The 17,204-nt window shown below is 40.7% G+C and carries 19 protein-coding genes; 9 read left to right on the forward strand and 10 right to left on the reverse strand.

Annotation, left to right across the window (positions count from 1 at the left end):
* Positions 1–31 precede the first annotated feature (31 nt).
* Both G457_RS0111005 and G457_RS0111010 read right to left on the reverse strand, forming a co-directional pair.
* On the reverse strand, positions 32–526 hold the full coding sequence (locus G457_RS0111005) for an Lrp/AsnC family transcriptional regulator (protein ID WP_029660975.1): 495 nt from the start codon (positions 524–526) through the stop codon (positions 32–34).
* Positions 527–724: 198 nt separating this feature from the next.
* Positions 725–1,906: a tetratricopeptide repeat protein gene (locus tag G457_RS0111010; protein WP_155847142.1), complete on the reverse strand. Its 1,182-nt coding sequence runs from the start codon at positions 1,904–1,906 to the stop codon at positions 725–727.
* A gap of 94 nt (positions 1,907–2,000) precedes the next feature.
* Here G457_RS0111010 and G457_RS0111015 point away from each other — a divergent pair, with 94 nt between their 5' ends.
* Positions 2,001–2,648 carry a hypothetical protein gene (locus G457_RS0111015; protein WP_026946533.1) on the forward strand — a complete coding sequence of 216 codons (648 nt, stop codon included), beginning with the start codon at positions 2,001–2,003 and terminating at the stop codon, positions 2,646–2,648.
* Here the strand turns inward: G457_RS0111015 and G457_RS22540 are convergent.
* Entirely contained in the window at positions 2,632–2,784 is a 153-nt protein-coding gene (locus tag G457_RS22540) for a DUF2256 domain-containing protein (protein WP_081701428.1), read from the reverse strand. The two genes, G457_RS0111015 and G457_RS22540, sit on opposite strands and share 17 nt — an antisense overlap.
* Position 2,785: 1 nt before the next feature.
* On the reverse strand, positions 2,786–4,255 hold the full coding sequence (locus tag G457_RS0111020; protein WP_026946534.1) for an FAD-binding domain-containing protein: 1,470 nt from the start codon (positions 4,253–4,255) through the stop codon (positions 2,786–2,788).
* 39 nt (positions 4,256–4,294) lie between these two features.
* On the opposite strand from G457_RS0111020, the gene G457_RS0111025 reads away from it, so the two are divergent.
* Positions 4,295–4,579 (forward strand): TIGR03643 family protein, encoded by a 285-nt coding sequence (locus tag G457_RS0111025; protein ID WP_026946535.1) that lies wholly within the window; start codon positions 4,295–4,297, stop codon positions 4,577–4,579.
* Positions 4,580–4,606: 27 nt separating this feature from the next.
* On the opposite strand, the gene G457_RS0111030 is transcribed toward G457_RS0111025, so the two are convergent.
* The 4 genes from G457_RS0111030 to G457_RS0111045 all read right to left on the reverse strand — a co-directional run bounded on the left by G457_RS0111030 (position 4,607) and on the right by G457_RS0111045 (position 6,946).
* Positions 4,607–4,942, reverse strand: coding sequence for a rhodanese-like domain-containing protein (locus G457_RS0111030; protein WP_024282629.1), 336 nt, complete (start codon positions 4,940–4,942; stop codon positions 4,607–4,609).
* Between the two features lie 76 nt (positions 4,943–5,018).
* Complete coding sequence (locus tag G457_RS0111035) at positions 5,019–5,276, reverse strand: hypothetical protein (protein ID WP_051260792.1); 258 nt, start codon at positions 5,274–5,276, stop codon at positions 5,019–5,021.
* A complete protein-coding gene (locus G457_RS0111040; RefSeq protein WP_026946537.1) occupies positions 5,255–6,130 on the reverse strand; it encodes a sterol desaturase family protein in 876 nt (291 codons plus the stop codon). The genes G457_RS0111035 and G457_RS0111040 overlap by 22 nt, the downstream gene beginning before the upstream one ends.
* Before the next feature lie 9 nt (positions 6,131–6,139).
* A complete protein-coding gene (locus G457_RS0111045) occupies positions 6,140–6,946 on the reverse strand; it encodes a sulfite exporter TauE/SafE family protein (RefSeq protein WP_026946538.1) in 807 nt (268 codons plus the stop codon).
* A 192-nt stretch (positions 6,947–7,138) separates the two neighbouring features.
* On the opposite strand from G457_RS0111045, the gene G457_RS0111050 reads away from it, so the two are divergent.
* On the forward strand, positions 7,139–7,939 hold the full coding sequence (locus G457_RS0111050; protein WP_026946539.1) for a universal stress protein: 801 nt from the start codon (positions 7,139–7,141) through the stop codon (positions 7,937–7,939).
* A 1-nt stretch (position 7,940) separates the two neighbouring features.
* Here G457_RS0111050 and G457_RS0111055 read toward each other — a convergent pair whose 3' ends face one another.
* A complete protein-coding gene (locus G457_RS0111055) occupies positions 7,941–8,597 on the reverse strand; it encodes a Crp/Fnr family transcriptional regulator (RefSeq protein ID WP_026946540.1) in 657 nt (218 codons plus the stop codon).
* A gap of 256 nt (positions 8,598–8,853) precedes the next feature.
* On the opposite strand from G457_RS0111055, the gene G457_RS0111060 reads away from it, so the two are divergent.
* The 6 genes from G457_RS0111060 (at position 8,854) to G457_RS0111090 (ending at position 16,279) form a co-directional block, all read left to right on the forward strand.
* Positions 8,854–10,116, forward strand: a complete 1,263-nt coding sequence (locus G457_RS0111060; protein WP_026946541.1) for an NAD(P)/FAD-dependent oxidoreductase — start codon at positions 8,854–8,856, stop codon at positions 10,114–10,116.
* Positions 10,117–10,204: 88 nt separating this feature from the next.
* Positions 10,205–10,819, forward strand: coding sequence for a hypothetical protein (locus G457_RS0111065; RefSeq protein WP_026946542.1), 615 nt, complete (start codon positions 10,205–10,207; stop codon positions 10,817–10,819).
* A 93-nt stretch (positions 10,820–10,912) separates the two neighbouring features.
* Positions 10,913–11,137 carry a FeoA family protein gene (locus G457_RS0111070; protein ID WP_035483680.1) on the forward strand — a complete coding sequence of 75 codons (225 nt, stop codon included), beginning with the start codon at positions 10,913–10,915 and terminating at the stop codon, positions 11,135–11,137.
* Positions 11,138–11,140: 3 nt separating this feature from the next.
* Positions 11,141–13,276 carry a ferrous iron transport protein B gene (gene feoB, locus G457_RS0111075; RefSeq protein ID WP_026946544.1) on the forward strand — a complete coding sequence of 712 codons (2,136 nt, stop codon included), beginning with the start codon at positions 11,141–11,143 and terminating at the stop codon, positions 13,274–13,276.
* A gap of 165 nt (positions 13,277–13,441) precedes the next feature.
* Complete coding sequence (locus tag G457_RS0111085; RefSeq protein ID WP_026946545.1) at positions 13,442–14,917, forward strand: lipopolysaccharide biosynthesis protein; 1,476 nt, start codon at positions 13,442–13,444, stop codon at positions 14,915–14,917.
* 441 nt (positions 14,918–15,358) lie between these two features.
* Positions 15,359–16,279 (forward strand): universal stress protein, encoded by a 921-nt coding sequence (locus tag G457_RS0111090; protein WP_026946546.1) that lies wholly within the window; start codon positions 15,359–15,361, stop codon positions 16,277–16,279.
* Here G457_RS0111090 and ypfJ read toward each other — a convergent pair.
* Positions 16,276–17,169, reverse strand: coding sequence for a KPN_02809 family neutral zinc metallopeptidase (gene ypfJ, locus G457_RS0111095; RefSeq protein WP_026946547.1), 894 nt, complete (start codon positions 17,167–17,169; stop codon positions 16,276–16,278). The two genes, G457_RS0111090 and ypfJ, sit on opposite strands and share 4 nt — an antisense overlap.
* Positions 17,170–17,204: the final 35 nt, after the last annotated feature.

Raw genomic sequence — 17,204 nt, forward strand, 5'->3', positions numbered from 1 at the left:
GCCACCCCTATGTTCGATTAGGTCTTTTAATTTAGACGGGAATTGGCAATACTTTTGAATCCTTAAAGGTCGAAAGAATAACCATGGATTGCATGGAATCGACTTCCTTAATCTCAGAAACTTTTTCCAGCATAAGCTTTTGGTAAGCTGTGATATCCTTTGCGATGATCTTTAGGATAAAATCACCAGTACCTGTTATGTGATGACATTCGATCACCTCTTGAATACCATTGATTTCCTTCATGAAAGCATCAATATTAGCTTTATTGTGGCCGATTAGACTAACCAAAACAAAAGTACTGACGCCAAGACCAATCTTTTCAGGATCTAGCTTTGCGTGATAGCTTTTGATGATTCCAGATTGCTCTAATTTTTTCACGCGCTCCAATGTAGGGGCCGGCGATAGACCAATGTCCTTTGAAAGCTGTGCATTGGTGATCTTGGCATTACCCTGAAGGATTTCAAGAATCTTCCGGTCTACCTTGTCAAATTTGATTCGGATGTTACTATCTACGTTCTCTTGCATATACAAAATATAATATCGTACAAAGTTAGAATAATTAAGGAAAGTTTTAAAGTGAATAAAACTTTTTTAAAGGGTCAAATTCGAAATTTTATTTATTAATCGGGACTTTTCGGCAAACAAAGCTTTCAAAATCACTTTTTTAAACTCCAAAATTCAAATTATCTCCTGCATACGAAGCAAAAAACGTAAACTCTCGAGTTAAAGTTTATTCTTTTTGATAAAATCTCTTGCAGCCTGATGAGCGGGATGTTTCCGCTTTGCATATTTCTTCACTTTCTTGAAATAATCCTTGGCCAAAGCTTTCTGATTTTCCTCCAAAGCGATTTGTCCCAATTGAACCAAAGAATGTAAATAATACCCACTTTCCTGAGATTCGGATTCCTCTCCATAGGAAAGTGTCTTGAGGTAATAGTATTTCGCCTCATCTCGATTCCCGATGCGTTCATAATATTGCGCCATGTAGAAAGCAGCGTATCGACCACTGTTGGATTCATAGCCTGTCATTCCTGTTTCTATCCTTTTCAGAATCTCTCCAGACTCCTCTACCGCTTCTGACCAGCGACCTACAGTATAAAGGTGACGTGCGTAGGATCGATGGAAGTAAGGATTATTTGGAAATTTCTCATGGAGATAGGAAGAAATCCTGAGTGCTTCGTAAGGTTTCTTCTCCTGAGAAGCATAGAGTCGAAATAAAAAATACATCGCCTCAATTCGTGTATAGAAAGCATTGGTTGCCACCTGCTCAAGTTGCTCCAAACCCAAATCTTTGTTCCCCTTGGGAAATAGAGCCATAACTGGCTTGAGCAAGGGATAATTATCCGGAATCCAGACAGAAAAATAATTAAAGAGTGCGTCTCCTAGCAAAAGTTCGGGATTAAACTCCTCTTCTCCCCTGCTTAGCTCCATGTACTTTAAGGCATTTTTACCAGCCCAGGCTGCTCCAGTCCAACTTTTCCGCTCCGCCTTCAATCTACCTTCAAATCCATATCCGGCGGCTAAAAAGAAAGCTGCTTCCTTATTGGTTGGATTTTCATCAAAAAGCGCCTCAGCTTTTTCATTCGCTCGGTCTATGTATGCCAAGAAAATATCATCATAGGATTCATTGGTGATATCTACTTCTATTCGCCACCAATAACTGAGTGCCATCAAAAAATCAGGAAGAGGATGGTTTGGATATTGATAAGCAATTACCTGAAAATCACGCTCTGCAGTCTCAAAGTCAAAGTTATACATACTATTGATTGACTTCGTAATCCGATACTGCAATCCTCTGTCTAAGAGTAAGTACGGCGATCTCTTCATCTCCATCAGACTATCCTCCGGAGCAGATTGACCATAAGTCAAAATCGGTACAAGAGAAAACACTATTCCCACCACCATCAAGAAAACTGACCGATACCATTGACGCTTCATGCGCACAAAATTATCGCTAAAAGTTAGATTTATGCTATCTTTCTCCATTCCTAATTTACCTATGACCGCATCAGCAAATCCACTAGCTCAACGAATTCAAGAACTTTTAGATTTTGACAAACGACTTTATTTTGTTTTGCTTGTCCTGCTTTTTATTCTGATTCGGTACCTGACCAACACATTGATCATAGAAGCAATTCCCGATTCACAAAATTTAGTAAACTCGGGAGCACTGACCTACTTCTATATTTTCAATTCGCTTGGCTATTTGGCTACCCCTATTTTGCTACTTTTCAAGTTTACCTTGATTTCATTTTTGATCTGGATAGCATCCTTTGCCCTTGGATACAAAGTGCCATACAAGGAGCTTTGGAAATTTGCTTTGGTCGCTGAAACGATTTTTCTATTGCCTGAGCTTCTTCGTTTCTTAATTTATTTAAACCCATCTCAGGCGGTCAGTTATCTTGAAATCGAATTAAACAGACCATTTTCCATGCTAAGCCTTGTTGGATTTGATCAAGTGGCGGAGAAGTATCAATACCCATTGGCTACCATCAATATTTTTGAAATAATCTACGGAGCTGCCTGGGTTTTTGGCTTTCTTTCGATCAGCAGAAGAAGTATTTCAGAATCAATTTGGGTGATTCTTCTCGGGTACTTTTTCCCTCTGGCGATTTACTTGGTCTGGTATATCATGGTCTATCGTTAGTATTTTTCTGCTTTGAGCTAGCGCATCGCTTGGAGCAGTATTTGACATTTTCCCAGTTTTTTTCCCACTTTTTTCTCCAAGTGAAAGGGCGGTTGCAGACCGGACAGGTTTTCGTTGGAAGATATTCTTTTTTCATTCTAAGCCCATCTATTAGGTAAAGTATGCCTTCCAAGGATCCGATTCGCCTCTTTTTTTACCTCAGGGAGCTTCTGAGCACCCCAAATTTTATCCCGCGCTGCTTTTCCTGACTTTTCCAGATCTACTATTGGAAATGGATAGTCCTTTCCTAGTTCCATCCCAAAAACTTGCAATTCCAGTGGTGGAATCTTCCAAGGCTCATGAATCTGAGGAGCGGAAATTTTGGAAAGTTCTGGCACCCACTTTTTGATAAAAACGCCATCTACATCATGATCTTGCGATTGCTTCACTGGATTATAAATTCGAACCGTATTGATTCCTGTCACCCCAGCCTGCATTTGAAGCTGTGGATAATGGATTCCCGGCTCAAAATCCAAAAAGCATTTCCCCAGATGATCTGCTCCTGCCTTCCAGTTTTGTCCAAGGTGATGTGTCAAAAAGGATACGACCATCGCCCGCATTCTGAAATTCAAATAACCCGTTTCTTTCACACAACGCATGCAAGCATCCACCAATGGATAGCCAGTCTTTCCCTCCTTCCAAGCCTGAATCCAATCATGATTTACTTTTGGATAAAATTCCAAAAAGCCCTTATTGATAGGTTCAAACTCCATTCGGGACTCCATTTCAAACTTTTGAATGAAATGACAGTGCCATCTCAGACGGGATTGAAAATTTGTAAAATTTCGAACCTGAAAACCTGACTTCTTCTTCAACTCGGATACCTGATAAACCTGACGAATGGAAAGACAGCCCCAAGCTAAATAAGGTGAAAGTCTACTGCAAGCAGTTCGGCTTAACTCTGGTTTTGAGATGTGTCTATTATAGTTTTTGACTCTGTCTTCAACAAAGCTCTTGAGATATCTCCAGGCCAATTTCTCCCCTCCTTTCTGCATTTTTGGATTCGGCTGGCTCCATGCCGGGTCTATGGGAAGGAAGTTTTCAGCTGCTAGAAATTTTTTAGAAAGGGAAACAAACAGAATCTTTTCTAAAGGGATTTCTTCAATAGTCGCTTTTGCGTGAGCAAACCAAGCTTCTTTCCATCCTTTACGATCCTTTCTCCCTCGCTTGACTCCCTGTTGAATGAATTCCTTCCATGGAATTTTGTGAGCTTTAAGATAGCTGGCTACGGCTTGATCTCTTTGATAAGTAACTGCAATTCCAGTCTCTTGGTGTGAATAGACCGCTTGAATGATATATTCCTGCTGCAAAGCCTTGAAAATATCTAAAACCTCAGCATGCAGAATGGTAACCTGAGCTTGGAATTCTTTCAATTGGCTATTTAAGTCCTCCAGGCTTTCCCATACAAAACGCCAATGCCTTGTATCACTTTGGGCCGCAGCAATAAGCGATGGCTCAAATGCATACAAAAGAAGAATGGGATACCCAGCCCGAAAGGCTTCCAACAGCGGAGGATGATCGCGTAAACGTAAGTCTCTTTTTAACCAGACTATGGAAATTTTTTGCACAATCAGTAAACCACTAGGCCATGTGATGGTTTGGAAGGTATGAGTAAAAAAATATCACTAAGCGAGCGAGAAATAGATCGCATTATAGAAATGGCTTGGGAAGATCGAACTCCCTTTGATGCTATTGAGCAGCAATTTGGCGTCAGTGAGTCAGAAGTCATCAAGTTGATGCGAAAAAACATGAAAGAGAGTAGCTTTCGAATGTGGAGGAAACGTGTGCAGGGAAGAAGCACCAAGCATATCAAAAAAATGGATAGCACCCTCACCAGATTCAAGAGTACTCGTCAAAAAACTATCAGCGACAATAAAATCGCAAAGAGATAAAAAAAAGCGGGCTTAAACCCGCTTTTTTTATACAGTTTCAAATGGCCAGGACATGATCCCTCTAGCCATATTTTTCACATTTTTGAAGCCCATTTCAGTCATTATTTGACAGGCTTGCCCACTTCTGTTACCACTTCTGCAGTAGAGCAAATAAGTTTTGTCTTTTGGAAGGTTTTCAATCTGCTGAGTGAAATTTCTAGACATGATGTCAATATTTCTTGCTCCCCGAAGTTTGCCTCCAGCGAACTCTCCGGCTGTGCGTACATCGATGATGACCGCATCCTTTTGCAGCATCAAGTCGTGAAATTCTCCTACAGATATATCTTCGTAAGCTTTAGGTGTTGATTTAAAGAAGTCAAACATATTTTTCGTGTTTCGTTGTTAAAGATTGATACAAAAGTATCTGACCTTATCCCTCAAAACAGTAATAAAAATCACATTATGACGCTTTAACAAGCTTTTTTCTGAGTGAAATAACGGAAAGCCTAACCAGCAATATCCAAGGCAAACCATGAAACAAGAGGTCTCCCCAATCGATCAGCTGCATGCCATTGGCACCACCCAATACCCAACGAATCTTTCCGAAGAAGTGAGGCTCGGGGACAAATGGGGCTAATCCCAAGGTCAAAGTCAAAATGATGACTGTTCGCCAATTATTGAATGGGTTGGTAGTAGTCAGCTCTTTTTGCGCAGCCATGGATAAGATATTTGTGACCAAAAGGTCTTTGGAAATTCTTCTACTTTTTCGAAGCCAAGCGGCTCATCTCTTCCTTCATTAGGAATATATGCCGTACCAAAAAGGTAATCCCAAATACTAAGGGAAATACCGTAATTGACACCGTGACTACCTTCGGGAAGGTGCTTGGCATGATGCCACAAATGCATGACTGGATTATTGAGAATATACTTCAATGGTCCGTAGGTCAATCTGATATTCGCATGGTTCAAGTGACCAATAGCGATGGTAAAAATGTGCAGGATGAAAAAGTCATCCAATCCAAAGCCAATCATTGCCAAAGGAACGTACTGAATCGATTTGTAGACGATCGTTTCCATCCAGTGGTAGCGAAGATGCGCTGCAAAGCCCATTTGCTCCACAGAATGATGCACTTTATGAAACTCCCAAAGCCAAGGCACTCGATGCAATAGTCGATGCGTATTCCATTGAATAAAATCCGCTACCAAAAACATCAATAGGAATTGCCCCCAAATCGGCCAGGAATTCACTTCAATAGCTACCAGATTAGTAATTCCAAACAAGCCTAGGAAGTCATTGAAAACCTCAACAAAAACATTGCTGAGCGAATTGTATACGATCAATGAAAAGAGGAAGAAGTTGAAGAACATATAGAACGCATCCAACCAGAAGTCTTTACGAATAATTGGCTGATTCTTTCTCCAAGGAAATACGATTTCCAATAGCCAGACTAAAAGAGATAAACCAACTAACCAGTAAAAGTAATTTTGCCAGGAAGGATACAGAATCTCACTTTTCAAATAATTCCAATATCCATAATATCCGTCAAGGAATATTTTGAAATACTTCTCCACCATGCCTTCTTATAGATTCATTAATTCTTTTCCGATGATGTAAATACCCATCACAAGGACAAACCAGCCAAAGCCTTTCTTCAATGCTTTATCATTGATCTTTTTAGAAAGTGCGCTGCCGATAAATATACCTACTACGGATAATCCGGTAAAGATTAACAGCATTTGCCAGTCGATGGTTTGCGTGGAGATATCACCCAAAAACCCTATCAAAGATTTAGCAGCAATAATCAACAAAGAAGTACCTACGGCAAGCTTCATGGGTAATCTTGCCAAGAGAACCAAAGCAGGGATAATCAAAAATCCTCCCCCAGCTCCGACTATACCGGTAATTACACCAACAACCGACCCTTCCAAAGCGATTAACGGAATATTGAATTTGACTTCACCGTTTTCATCCTCTCCACCTTTTTTCTTTTCCTTAATCATGGAATAAGAAGCGGCAAGCATAATCAGTGCAAAGAAAACCATGATTCCGACGCTTTTGGATACTTCCATATCGCCCATGGTAAACAAAGGATCAGGAAGCCAAGGAACCAAGAATTTTCTAGTCAAGAATACCGCAATAAATGAAGGGATAGCGAATACTACTGCAGTCTTATAATCCACCAATCCGCTTTTCATATAATTTCCAGCCCCTACAAGAGAGGTCGTACCCACCACGAATAAGGAATATGCCGTGGCTAAAACCGGATCGATATGCAGAATATAAACCAGAACAGGAACGGTCAATATCGACCCTCCCCCACCAATCAGTCCTAAACTAACACCGATCAAGATGGCTGCTGCATATCCTAAAATAATTATAATATCCATTGATTTTCATTTTTGAATTATGCCTCAAAAGTAAGCTGCAGCCACAGGGGTAAGCAGTAACAAAAGTTACATTAAAACATTTAGGCTCTTCAAAAGAATTCGGTTTAAGTTAAAGTTAAATCTCCTTTGGGAATGATTTTTTTCATGTTTTTTGTATGAAAAGGGCTTTATATTCGTAAAAACCTTAATGCCATGAAGATCATTGTTCCAATTGATTTTTCCACCAATTCTGTCAAAGCCTTAGAATTTGCGCTTGGACTTCATCGTGGAAGCAAAACCACTATTGTACTGTGCCATGTGGTAGAGATGATCTATGATTTTGCCTCCCAAACAGCCCTAGCACTCGACAATATGCATGCTGACGCCAGGAAGCTTTTGGAAGAAATGGTGGATAAATATAGCATAGGACCAATTGAAATTCACTCAGAAATAATTGAAGGAACTCCATCAATCAACGTCACCCGTCTGGCAGAAGAATTGGATGCAGATTTGATCATCATGGGAACACACGGCATGGGAGGACTCAAAAAAATCCTGGTTGGATCCACAGCTGTAAATGTGATCCGGGAGACTACGATTCCTGTACTGCTTGTTCCTGAAGAATCTTCCACCGAGCAGATAAAAAGTCTAAGCTTTGCATTGGAAGTAGCAGATCATGAGGAAAAGTTTATAGAAAAAGTGAATAGCTACGCCAGTATTTGGGGCTTAAAAATCCAGATTATCCATATCGTTAAGTCAAGGTCCTTTGTAAAGGAAATGGCCCTCAATGGCTTGAAGAATTACTTCGAAAAAGAAGCAGGATACTTACCTACCATACACCAATTGGAATCTGAGAATGTGATATCAGGGATCAAAAGCTTTGTGGAAGAAAATCCAGAATCTATTTTGGCCATGTGCCACACTCAAAAATCCATTTGGGATCAACTTTTGGGAAAAAGAAAATCTATCGAAATGGCTTACCAGGTTCGAGTACCGCTCTTGGTGATGGTGTGATTTATTTACTAATCAACTCCTCAAAGTCGTCACGGATGTAAATTACATTCCTACCTAGTTCAATCCATTTTTTCTTTTCCAGTTGTTTGAGCAGCCTTGAGATTACTTCTCTTGAAGTACCCAACTCATTTGCGATTTCCTGATGAGTTGTATGTAATTCATTAGTCTTATGCTGCTTCATTTTTGTAACGATGTAGCGCATTAGACGTTCATCCATTCTTCGGAATGCTACCGCATCCAAAGCAATCAGGAGCTCCTGAAATCTACTTTGATAGGTAGAAGAAACAAAGTCTTTCCATTGCTTGAATTCATCCGTCAACTGTTCATGGACATTGATTGGCACTCCAATTAAAAGTGTAGGTTCCTCAACAACAGCCTTGATTTCGCTTGGACGGGCAGCTGAGCAACAAGTCAGCGAAAGCGCACAGGTCTCCCCCGCATCCAAATAGTATAGGAAAAGCTCTTTCCCATCCTCATCCATCCGCATGATTTTAATAGACCCCTCTAGCACTATGGGAACCATCTTGACAAACTTACCGGGCTCCATTAAAATCTTACCTGGTTCAAGCCGCATGATTTGACCCTTTTCGATAAGCTTCTCAAGTAATTTTGGGTCAGTAAACCCTGGCAAGCTATTTTTTAATTCTTCTACAGTCATGTTTCGATTTGTGTGATAAAAAATCCGCTAGGTGAAAGTATATTTTTTTACCAGATTTTAAAAACGAAACTACGGTTAAGCCTTACCTGCTTTTGTGACTGATATCACATTTTGGCTGCTATAAATCATCGTTATTCAGGATAGTTAATTATAAAAAAGAAAGAACTTAAGCTGAAATCAGATCTTAACATGATAAATGTCAGGAAATTAGATTACTCCTTTTAGTACTTTTAAGAAACCCACAAACAACCCAATCATGGAACATTATCAAATAGTTATTATCGGAGGAGGAACTGCCGGCATAACTGTGGCGGCTCAACTTATGAGAAAGGACAAATCGCTAAAGATTGCGATCATTGAACCCTCAGAAAAACATTATTATCAACCTGCCTGGACTTTAGTAGGTGCTGGCACCTTTGATTTTAAAGACACTGAACGAGAAGAGGCTGACTACATACCAAAAGGCGTCACCTGGATCAAGGATAAAGCAAGCACTATAGATCCAAAATCAAATAAAGTAGGAACAGAAAATTCAGGTGATGTTGGCTATGACTATTTAGTGGTAGCTCCAGGCCTCGTCATGAGACCTGATTTATTGCCAGGACTTCCTGAGGCAATGGAGAAAGGCATCGTTTGCTCCAACTATACCGACCCAGAACATACTTGGGAAACCTTAAAGAATTTCAAAGGAGGAAATGCAGTTTTCACCCAGCCTACCACGCCTATCAAATGTGGAGGAGCCCCTCAGAAAATAATGTATCTGGCAGAAGACTATTTCAGAAAAGAGGGCATTAGAGACAAAGCCAATGTCATTTTTGCAACTCCCGGTACAGTTATTTTTGGGGTGCCGGACTTTGCTCGTACACTGAACAAAATCATTCATGATAGAGACATCATCTTCAAGCCTTTCTATGCTCCCGTCCGAATCGACGTAGAAAATCAGGATATTTACTTTCAGTATTCCAAGCCAGGAGAAAGCAACTGTACGGTAATGGAAGGAAATATAATTGGGGAAGAGCTAACTGGCGCTACTGAAATCAAAATTCACTTTGACATGCTCCACCTTGCACCGCCGCAAGCGGCGCCACAATTCATTCAAGATTCAGAAGTATCAATTCAGGAGGGTCCAGGCAAAGGTTGGGTAGATGTAGATATACATACCCTTCAGCATAAGCGATTCCCGAATGTTTTTTCTTTGGGAGATGTAGCCCATTTGCCTACAGCCAAAACCGGGGCAGCTATTCGGAAGCAAGCCCCAGTCTTGGTGGAGAACCTACTCAAATTGATGAAAACGCACCAAGTTGGTCATGAGTCTTACGAAGGTTACTCCTCCTGTCCACTAGTGACTGGCTATGGAAAAATGGTTTTGGCGGAATTTAAATACGACAATGTCCGTGACTCGGATCCGCTGATTTCAAAATTTGTGGATACCAGTAAAGAACAATACAGCATGTGGCTGCTGAAAAAATATGGGTTGCCATTTATGTACTGGAACCTAATGCTTAGAGGAAAAGCTTAAAATTGAAAGCCCGGAGATTTAAATCCGGGCTTTTTTGATAAACCAAAAAGACCTTCTTCCAGTTTAAGGAATGTAAATCATCATCAAATTGAAAAAGCTCATCACCACCAGCGCCCTTTTCATCACATTAGCAATGCTTCCTATTGCTTGTTCTGAATTTTGCAATAATCCTTGCGGTTGTGGGCCTGTTTTTGAAGTTATTGACTTTAGAGTTCAATCTTTCGAGACCCTTTCTCTAACTACCGAAGGTCAACAAGTAAGTCCTTCTACCTCTCTTCCTTACGATTTTATCACCAAGTCTTTCAGAATAAAAGAAACACAGAATGTGTCCTATTTTGAAGAAAGCAATAATTCAATCCCTGGAGTAGCTTTCGCATGTAGTCCGCCTTCACCTCAATCACAAGAAAAAATGATTGGGATCCAGATTATTAATTCCAAAGAGGTGGAATTTGCGGATGGAGAAATCTTCAAGGTAGGTCAGGACATTAGCGACTTTTTTGAAGTGAATTACTTTTTTGTCGAGCAGACTCGACCTATACCCGAGTTTTTGGAAAATGGATTGACACTTTTTAGAGAAGACCTTTTCAAATTGATTTTCACAAAGAATCCAGGAAAAGAAGTTCAGCTAGAATTTAGCATGCGAATCATGCTAGAAGGCGGCTTGGAGTTTAATTTGCAGAATGAAATCCTCAGCATTCGATGAGTTTTGAATTATTCCTGAGAAAATACCCTGATTTTTTCCTTAGATTCATTCCAAATAAGTTACTTTTGCAAGATTGATTCAAAGGCCATACGTATGACAGCAGATCAACTAAAGATCTCCCACAGCGCAATTATCGAAGACCTAATCGATTCGCCCCTTAAAGTGAATTTAATGGAATTGGGTTTTTTGCCTGGGAAAAAAATCACCCTGCAGTTCAAAGCTCCAAGTAACGGTCCCTTGGCTTTCCTATTAGAAAACACCCTCCTAGCACTACGCAAACAAGAAGCGGCCTTACTTCAAGTCAAAATTATCTCCTAATTCATGGCCCAAACACAGCCACCCTCTCTGACCAAACCGCTGAAAATAGCACTCATTGGAAATCCCAATGTAGGTAAAACAACTATTTTCAATCAGTTGACTGGATTGAACCAAAAAATCGGTAACTATCCCGGTGTGACGGTGGACAAAAAAACCGGGGCAATGATCTACCAGGATCAAGTTTATCACATCATTGATCTACCCGGAACTTACTCGCTTTATCCAAATTCAGAGGATGAAATCATCGCTCACCGGGTATTGAACCAGCTGAGCGAAATCGAAAAGCCAGATTTCGCACTGATGATTATCGATTCGGTTCAACTTTCAAGAGGATTATTTTTAGCTACCCAACTGATCGATCTTGGCCTCAATTTGGCCATCGCTCTGAACATGGCTGACATGGCTGAGAAAAGCCAGCTTGAGATAAAAACTTATGAGTTGTTCAAGCAACTCGGAGTGCCAATTCTTCAGACAGACGCTCGGCATCTAAAAGGAATGGATCAAATAAAAGAATTGATCCATCAGCAAAACTTCACGAATCCAGGTCCTTTTATAGAAGCAAAGGAATTCTTGGACAATTCCCAGCTTCAGGATGTCAAGGAGTATTTTGAACTGAGCAACGATTATCAAGCTTACCAGATTCTTCGATTTGGGCTGAAAGACAAGGGACTTTCAGAGGAAAAAAGAAGCTGGATTCGAAAAAAACTAGAGACACTTACAATCAATCTAGAAGCTGCTCAACTGGAAGAAACCAAAATCCGATATAAGCGGATCACCGAGGTTATCGAGAAAGTATTGGTAAAAAAATCCCATCAAGAGGTAGGTTCTGCTCCACTCGATAAGATTTTCCTACACCCTGTTTTAGGTTACTTAGTTTTTGGAGGAATTCTGCTCTTAATTTTTCAGGCAATATTTGCCTGGGCATCCGTCCCGATGGACTTGATTGATGGCTTTTTTGCAGATTTGGGAGCTTGGTTAAGCAGTACTTTGCCAGCTGGACCTATTTCAGATTTACTTTCTGAAGGGGTAATTCCCGGTATTGGGGGGGTTGTTATTTTCATTCCTCAGATCGCTCTTTTATTTGGTTTCTTAGCCATTCTGGAAGATACAGGTTACATGTCCCGCGTCGTATTTTTGATGGATCGCTGGATGCGGCCTTTTGGCTTGCATGGAAAAAGCATTGTACCCTTGGTCTCAGGTGTAGCTTGTGCTATCCCCGGAGTGATGGCAGCTCGAAATATTGGTAATTGGAAGGAGAAGATAATCACCATTATGGTGACCCCTCTGATGAGTTGCTCAGCAAGATTGCCTGTTTATATTATTTTGATAGGCTTGGTGGTTCCAGATGAGGCGATTTTTGGAATCTTCAACTTACAAGCTTTAACCCTATTTGCTCTTTATCTCCTTGGGGTAATTGGCGTTTTGGTGACTGCCTTTGGCTTGAAGTCGATTCTAAAAACATCCGAAAAATCTTTCTTAATGGTAGAGCTTCCTTCCTATCGGACTCCCAGATGGAAAGATGTCCTACTCACCATGTATTACAAGTCTCGCACATTTGTAACGGAGGCAGGAAAAGTGATCTTGGCCATCTCCATTATCCTATGGATTCTGGGTTCTTATGGTCCTCCATCCCAAATGGACGCAGTAAGAGAAATTCAAGAAGAAAAACTTGCTGCCGCATCCTCTGAAGAGCAAATAGCAGAAATTGAGGCCGAGACCTCTTCTCTATTACTTGAGAATTCTTTTATCGGGATTTTGGGAAGAGGAATTGAACCAGTCATCAAACCACTTGGATACGATTGGAAAATCGGAATTGCATTGATTGCATCCTTCGCTGCAAGAGAAGTGTTTGTTTCGACCATTGCAACTATTTACAGCATTGGCGGAGACGTGGAGGATGACCTCACAATTAGAGAGAAGCTCAATACGCAGATCAATTCAAATACCGGAGAAAAGACATTCAATAAGCCAACAGCCTTTTCGCTGATGGTCTTTTATGTTTTTGCCATGCAATGCATGAGTACTCTTGCTATTGTATACAGGGAAACTAAAGGTTGGAAATGGCCGTTGATCCAAACAGTATATATGACAGCACTGGCATATTTTGCTGCTTTATTGACCTATAATATCTTCTCTTAAGATGTTGCAAGAAATCATCATAGCGATAATTGGATTGGGAGCCTTAGCCTACCTTTGGCAAAGGTTTTTTGGAAAACCGACAGAAAAGGCCGGTTGTGACAAGTGCCAAAAAATCGATTGAAGCCAATCGATGTGGTTCTCCTGATTTTTTGATATTTTCAGCCCATGGGCAAAGTCGCCAATCAAAGTTTCCGCACTGCCATTTTTTCCTATTTGGGCGTAGTCATTGGCTACTTCAATGTCCTTTGGCTTTACCCCTATGCATTGGAAGCTGCAGAACTGGGTACTTTTCGCACCATTCAGGATCTTGCCCTGCTGATCGTCCCTTTCGCTCAATTAGGGCTAGGAAACGGGATTACGAGGTATTTCCCAAAGTTACAAAGCAACCAAAGCTCTTTCCTGAGTTTTAGCCTTTTAATAGCTTTATTAGGCTTTATTTTGGCGGCATCTTTGTTTTGGCTTTTTCAGGATGAAATCATTGGGCTTTTCGCCAAAAATTCCCCTGAAGTCATCAGATACCTATGGATTGTCCTTTTTATCACCTTTTTGGCCTTAGCCAATTCCATACTCGATGCCTATAGTCGATCCTATTTAAAAGTCTCCATACCAACATTCTTCAGAGAGGTTTTTTTGAGACTGCTGACCGGAATTTGGATGATCTTTTTCCTTATTAAGTGGATAGATTTTGATCAGATGATGGCTGGTTTAATTGGGGTATATGGCCTTCCGCTTTTAGGTATGGTGGCCTATCTCGTCTATTTGCGTGTATTGAAACTGGACTTTTCCTGGTCTAAATTTCCAAAGGGTTTTCGAACTGCCTTTATCCAATTCAGCCTGATTACCTTTCTGGCTACTGCTGCTTCTACCTTGATCTTAAAGATCGATTCCATCATGGTCAGTTCGCTTATTAGCCTTGAAGCGAATGCTATTTACACGATCGCATTTAGTATGGCTATCGTGATAGAAATGCCGAGGCGCGCCATTTCTCAGGTGATTATGCCTGTGATTGCTGATCATTTTTCCAAAGAAAATCATCCTGCGATTCAAAAAATCTACACTCAAGTTTCCAACCGTCAATTTTATATCAGCCTTCTGATTTTTCTGGGAATTTGGATCAATATTGATTTCATCTACCGATTGATCCCAAACAGTAGCCTCTATGAGGCAGGAAAATGGGTAGTTTTTTGGATTGGTTTAGGAAAAGTCATTGATGCCCTCTTTTCAGCCAACTCTGAGATTTTGGTCTTTTCCAAATACTTTAAATTCAACCTCATCGCAACCATCCTGATGAGTATAATGATCGTTCTGTTGAATTATCTGCTCATCCCACAATTTGGCATTTCCGGAGCAGCCATTGCATCAGCCTTGGTAATGTTACTTTTTAATATGGTTAAGTTCTTCTTTTTGAAATACCGTTTACAAATGAATCCATTTAGCCCGGAAACTTTAAAAATTTTGATTTTGGGAATAGCCCTTTTTCTACTGTTTATGGGCTTACCTACATTTGAAAATTACTGGTTGGATTTCGTGCTCCGAAGCCTAATCTTAGTTTCTTTCTTTCTTGGCTTGGCAATGCTGGGCTGGGTCGGAAAAGAAGAATGGGAATGGGTCAGAGAAAAAATTAAAAAGCCCAAGCCTTAGAGTGTTACAAACCTCCTTATAGACAAGATTTGAGCTGCCTTAAATCCGCAAACTTCCACTGTTATCCTGCGTTTTGTGCGAGGCCCCGATAGCTATCGGGGTGAGGCCTGTTTTTGGAAAGGGCTTCACTCGGTATAGTTGTTAATTGTGAAGTTTGAACATGTCAGCGGCCTGGGCTTTGACAAATATACGGATATTACATCGACGGGTTAAATTAGGGAGCGGATAATTCGTAATTCTCTTTTCTCTATTTAACTTTAAGCATGAAGAAAAGCATATTCCGGAAAATAAAATTCAGGAGCTTATTTTGAAAAATTCCTTAATACTTGAAATTCAATCTGTACAGAACAATTAAATTTATTAGGTTCAGAATTTTATTTCAATTCCATTAAAAAACTATCAAGAAGCCTTTAACTTTGTATTGTCAAATTTTGCACGCCCATGTACTTGATTAAGAAAATGATTGTTTGCCTGGATCAGTCCAGTTTAGACAAAACCTTGGTCGAATTCGCACAATTTATTGCCAGAGTCAATCAAACCAAGAAGATATTTTTTGTCAATGTGATCAAAAACCTTTCGGTTCCTAAGGAAGTCCTGGAGGAATTTCCAAACCTCATAGAGAATATGATCACTGAAAGGCAGAATGCAATGCAAAAAACTGTTTCAGAGGTTTTTGGAGATCAAAAAGACATCTCGCTCAACTATGTGGTAAAGGAAGGAAACCTATCTAAAAAGATCCTGAAGCTTTCCGAGGAAAAGTCAGTGGATATGATCATCATTGGTCGAAAAACCACCCTTCCAGGCACAGGAGTTGCTGCTTTGAGGCTCGCCAGAAGAGCAAGTTGTTCCCTATTGATTATTCCTGAAACTACCGTTCCAAAGGTCCAAAAAATCCTAGTTCCTTCAGACTTTTCTGAATATTCAAAAGATGCGATGGAAGAGGCAATCATGATCGCAGCAAAGCATGGCAATGCCGAGATTATTTGTCAGAATGTATTCAATGTTCCTTCAGGCTATCATTTTACCGGGAAGACCTATGAGGAATTCACCCAGATCATGCAGATGCATGCAGAGATAAATTACAAGAAGTTTATCCGCAAGATTGACACCAAAAACATCAAAATCACGCCTGTTTACACTCAAGATGACAATGATGATCCTGTACAGGAAATCATCGACAAAGCTTTGGAAATAGGTGCTGATGGCATTGTAATCGGTGCAAAAGGCCGGACTGCCGCCACAGCATTGTTCATTGGAAGTATGGCTGAGCGTTTGATTCAGTTCAATGATACCCTACCCCTCTTAGTCACTAGGCCGAAGGGAAAAAATGCCGGCATCTTAGATTATATATTGGAAATCTAAAGGGTCTCAGAACTGAAGGTATCACCTTGAGAAAGGTCTCCCGTGTCAAATCCCTTTTTAAACCAGCGCATTCGCTGAGTTGATGTACCATGGGTGAAAGAGTCTGGCACTACCCGTCCAGTGGCTTGTTTTTGTAGACGGTCATCCCCAATGGCATTAGCAGCATTCAGGCCCTCTTCGAGGTCTCCTGCCTCCATCATCCCACTTACTCGCTGTGAATGATGAGCCCATACTCCAGCTAGGAAGTCAGCCTGAAGTTCCAATCGCACCGAATATTGATTGTATTCCCGATCTGAAATCTTTCCACGAAGCTGCTGTACTTCGTCGGTAATTCCCATGATTTTTTGGATATGATGGCCTACCTCATGCGCAATGACATAGGCTTGAGCAAAATCTCCCGGAGCATTGAGTCGCTGCTCCATCTCTTGAAAAAAGCTTAAATCAATGTATAGTTTTTCATCAGCCGGACAGTAAAAAGGTCCAGTAGAAGCACTTGCATTTCCACAGGCCGAGGAAACAGAACCAGTAAAAAGCACCAGAGTTGGCTCTCGGTAATTTTCAATCAATTGATTCCAAACAATCTCAGTATCAGCTAAAATCACGGAGCAAAACTCAGCTAAGCGATCATCTTCCAGACTCGATTGGTAATTTACCTCAGTGGTAAATCCCTGACCTCCACCCAAAAATCCACCAATCAGAGAAAGTGGATTCACTCCAAGCAAGATTGAGCCTCCGATAAAGACTGCGACGATCACGAGACCTGTTTTCGAGAAAAGCATGCGAAGCAAAGGAGCAAGCAGCATTGGGTTTATTCCCCCTCCACCGCTTGGACCGCGATGCCCTCTTCGGTCTTCTACATTGCTACTGCGTCTACGACCTTCCCATTTCATTTGCTATTGATTTAGATTGATAAAAAACAGTATGA

Origin of the sequence: Algoriphagus marincola DSM 16067, from assembly GCF_000429405.1 — a bacterium.
GTDB lineage: Bacteria > Bacteroidota > Bacteroidia > Cytophagales > Cyclobacteriaceae > Algoriphagus > Algoriphagus marincola.

Coding starts and splice junctions, on each gene's coding strand:
- G457_RS0111010 (WP_155847142.1), bottom strand. CDS start 1,906: ATGGTGGTGGGAATAGTGTTTTCTCTTGTACCGATTTTGACTTATGGT.
- ypfJ (WP_026946547.1), bottom strand. CDS start 17,169: ATGAAATGGGAAGGTCGTAGACGCAGTAGCAATGTAGAAGACCGAAGA.
- G457_RS0111055 (WP_026946540.1), bottom strand. CDS start 8,597: ATGACTGTAGAAGAATTAAAAAATAGCTTGCCAGGGTTTACTGACCCA.
- G457_RS0111005 (WP_029660975.1), bottom strand. CDS start 526: ATGCAAGAGAACGTAGATAGTAACATCCGAATCAAATTTGACAAGGTA.
- G457_RS0111070 (WP_035483680.1), top strand. CDS start 10,913: ATGACAGCAGATCAACTAAAGATCTCCCACAGCGCAATTATCGAAGAC.
- G457_RS22540 (WP_081701428.1), bottom strand. CDS start 2,784: ATGAAAAAAGAATATCTTCCAACGAAAACCTGTCCGGTCTGCAACCGC.
- feoB (WP_026946544.1), top strand. CDS start 11,141: ATGGCCCAAACACAGCCACCCTCTCTGACCAAACCGCTGAAAATAGCA.
- G457_RS0111090 (WP_026946546.1), top strand. CDS start 15,359: ATGTACTTGATTAAGAAAATGATTGTTTGCCTGGATCAGTCCAGTTTA.
- G457_RS0111030 (WP_024282629.1), bottom strand. CDS start 4,942: ATGTTTGACTTCTTTAAATCAACACCTAAAGCTTACGAAGATATATCT.
- G457_RS0111045 (WP_026946538.1), bottom strand. CDS start 6,946: ATGGATATTATAATTATTTTAGGATATGCAGCAGCCATCTTGATCGGT.
- G457_RS0111015 (WP_026946533.1), top strand. CDS start 2,001: ATGACCGCATCAGCAAATCCACTAGCTCAACGAATTCAAGAACTTTTA.
- G457_RS0111050 (WP_026946539.1), top strand. CDS start 7,139: ATGAAGATCATTGTTCCAATTGATTTTTCCACCAATTCTGTCAAAGCC.
- G457_RS0111025 (WP_026946535.1), top strand. CDS start 4,295: ATGAGTAAAAAAATATCACTAAGCGAGCGAGAAATAGATCGCATTATA.
- G457_RS0111060 (WP_026946541.1), top strand. CDS start 8,854: ATGGAACATTATCAAATAGTTATTATCGGAGGAGGAACTGCCGGCATA.
- G457_RS0111035 (WP_051260792.1), bottom strand. CDS start 5,276: ATGGCTGCGCAAAAAGAGCTGACTACTACCAACCCATTCAATAATTGG.
- G457_RS0111085 (WP_026946545.1), top strand. CDS start 13,442: ATGGGCAAAGTCGCCAATCAAAGTTTCCGCACTGCCATTTTTTCCTAT.